Origin of the sequence: Pseudomonas fluorescens, from assembly GCF_000802965.1 — a bacterium.
Classification (GTDB): domain Bacteria; phylum Pseudomonadota; class Gammaproteobacteria; order Pseudomonadales; family Pseudomonadaceae; genus Aquipseudomonas; species Aquipseudomonas fluorescens_A.
In genome coordinates this window covers 1-2,428 of sequence record NZ_JSAK01000024.1, presented here as the reverse complement: position 1 = coordinate 2,428, position 2,428 = coordinate 1, and the positions used below count along the sequence as shown (strand labels likewise).

Here is a 2,428-nt window from a genome sequence, read left to right as displayed (position 1 = left end):
GGTATGCGTCCGGGCATCACGCGTTGCGTGATTAGACCGGTTGCCACTTATGCGGCAGCAACTGGTCGATTTCACTCGCCCGCTGCGTCGGCAGGCGTGTGAGGACGTCTTTCAAATAGGCATACGGATCATGCCCATTCAACCGCGCAGACTGGATCAAACTCATGATCGCTGCTGCCCGCTTGCCGCTGCGCAGCGAGCCGGCAAAGAGCCAATTTTTTCGCCCCAACGCCCACGGTCGGATTTGGTTCTCGCACCAATTGTTGTCTATGGGTACAGCCCCGTCATCGAGGTAGCGCGACAGCGCTGCCCAGCGTTTGAGGCTGTAATCCAGCGCTCTGCTGATCGCCGAACCTTCGGGCACGAGGTCACGCTGGGCGATCATCCAGGCATGCAGCATCTCTATCACCGGTACGGCTTTTTCTTGCCGTATTTGGCGTCGTAAATCCGCCTCCAGGTCGCGGACTTCGCTTTCTATTTCGTAAAGCAATTGGATATAGCGCAGCGCCTGCTCGGCGAGCATGCTCTTGTTGGTGGCGTGCAGTTCGAAGAACTTGCGCCGCGCATGGGCCATGCAGCCGATCTCGATCACGCCGAGTTCGAAGCTCGCCTTATAACCACCAAAATCATCACAAACCAGCTTGCCCCTCCAGTCTTGCAGGAAGTTGCGAGCATGCTCACCGGCTCGGCTGGGGCTGAAGTCATACACGACAGCCGCTGTTTCGCAGAACTGGCTGGTGGCGTAGGCCCAAACATAAGAGCGGTGGGTTTTCTTTGAACCCGGTGCGAGCATTTGCACGGGTGTTTCATCGGCATGGATAACCTGCTGCCCGAGCACCACGTCGCGCAACGCGTCGACCAGTGGCTGCAACTGCACGCCAGTCATGCCAACCCATTGAGCCAAGGTTGAGCGTGGAATCGCCAAGCCCGCCCGCCCGAAGATCGATTCCTGACGGTAAAGAGGCAGGTGGTCGGCGAACTTGGCGATCATGACGTGGGCAAGTAACCCGGCAGTCGGGATGCCCTTGTCGATGACCTGCGCCGGAACCTGCGCCTGGATCAGTGTTTCGCAGTCATCGCAGACCCATTTGCCCCGGACATGGCGTTCAACGGTAAACACGCCGGGCGTGTAGTCCAGCTTCTCGCTGACGTCCTCACCGATACGCTTGAGGGCGCAGCCGCATGGGCAGTGAGTGTTGTCTGGTTCGTGATGGATCAGTGTGCGCGGAAACTCTGCCGGCAACGCAGTACGCTTGGGCTTTTGCTTTTTCTCGGTTGCCGTTAGTGCTGTTTGCAAGACTTGAAGCTCAGCCTCAATCGCTGCGATATCGGTATCGATCAGGTCATCGAGCAAGCTGGCCTGCTCAGGATTCATCTGCTCGCTGCGCTTGGCAAACTTCAAGCGCTTGAGTTGCGCGATCTCGTGAGTCAGCTTCTCGATCACCGTTTGATCGCGGTTGATCTTCTTGCCCATCGTTTCGACCGTCTTGCCCATGATCTCGACTTGCGACAGCAACTGCGTAGCGAATGCACGCAGTTGGTCGGGGGACATTTGGTCGAGATTGGGCGAAGAAGTCATGCTGCGGATTTTGCCAGAGTAGGCAGTTCGCGGCGATAGACCGATAGGCTAATGGCAGCCCTTAAAGCAGTGTGATCGTGCCGCCAGACCCCACGCGTTGCCATGGCAGGCCCAGTACCAAGGCTTGAAGTTGCTCGGCATCCAATTCCATTTCAGAGCCATGCCGAATGCCTGGCCAGTGAAATCTGCCTTGATTCAACCGGCGAGCCGCCAGCCAAATGCCGAAGCCGTCATGCACCAGAACTTTCATCCGAGTGGCGCGGCGGTTGGCAAACAGATAAGCACAGTGCGGCTTCGCGGCACCGAACACCGCGATCACTCTGGCCAACGCTGTCTCGGTACCGGCACGCATGTCCATCGGCTCGGTGGCGAGCCAGATGGAGTCGATGCGGATCATTGAGCGAGTCCACGGATGAATCGGGCGCACCCTTCAGGATCAGAGGTTGGCCACTTCACCGTGAGCATTTGCTGGCCAAGCGGTAATTCAATGATGGCCAGCGCTTCGGTCTTTCGTTTTGGTTCGACTTTCAAAGGAATGAAAGTTGGCAGCGCGACGGCCTGCTGATCACGGTAAAGCGGGATCCACCGGCGAACGACATTGGCGTTGATGCCGTGCGTCATCGCAATAGCCGCCACGGAAACACCGGGTTGTTCACACTCTTGGACGACTTGGATTTTGAAGGACTTCGGGTAGGACTTACGTTCACGCATGGCGATCCTGACGTTAGGGGTAATTGCGTCCGCTTAAAAATACGCGGACACAATCGCCCTTATCGGCTTGGCTCGGGAGGTGTGTTTGCCGGCCCCTTACACTCCATTCTCAGAAAGCCACTTGGTCACCTCCTCAAT

Annotated in this window: 3 protein-coding genes; all 3 read right to left on the bottom strand. The window is 57.5% G+C overall.

Annotation, left to right across the window (positions count from 1 at the left end):
* Positions 1–31: 31 nt before the first annotated feature.
* The 3 genes from tnpC to tnpA all read right to left on the bottom strand — a co-directional run bounded on the left by tnpC (position 32) and on the right by tnpA (position 2,290).
* The gene (gene tnpC, locus NL64_RS20210; RefSeq protein WP_034149839.1) at positions 32–1,579 is read right to left on the bottom strand and encodes an IS66 family transposase; all 1,548 of its coding nucleotides are present in this window, start codon (positions 1,577–1,579) and stop codon (positions 32–34) included.
* A gap of 61 nt (positions 1,580–1,640) precedes the next feature.
* Positions 1,641–1,976, bottom strand: coding sequence for an IS66 family insertion sequence element accessory protein TnpB (gene tnpB, locus NL64_RS30645; protein ID WP_034149838.1), 336 nt, complete (start codon positions 1,974–1,976; stop codon positions 1,641–1,643).
* Positions 1,973–2,290, bottom strand: coding sequence for an IS66-like element accessory protein TnpA (gene tnpA / locus NL64_RS20200; RefSeq protein WP_034149837.1), 318 nt, complete (start codon positions 2,288–2,290; stop codon positions 1,973–1,975). Before tnpA ends, tnpB begins: the two co-directional genes overlap by 4 nt.
* Positions 2,291–2,428: the final 138 nt, after the last annotated feature.

Excerpts from the sequence above, each read along its gene's own strand:
- tnpA (WP_034149837.1), bottom strand. The coding sequence starts at position 2,290 with ATGCGTGAACGTAAGTCCTACCCGAAGTCCTTCAAAATCCAAGTCGTC.
- tnpB (WP_034149838.1), bottom strand. The coding sequence starts at position 1,976 with ATGATCCGCATCGACTCCATCTGGCTCGCCACCGAGCCGATGGACATG.
- tnpC (WP_034149839.1), bottom strand. The coding sequence starts at position 1,579 with ATGACTTCTTCGCCCAATCTCGACCAAATGTCCCCCGACCAACTGCGT.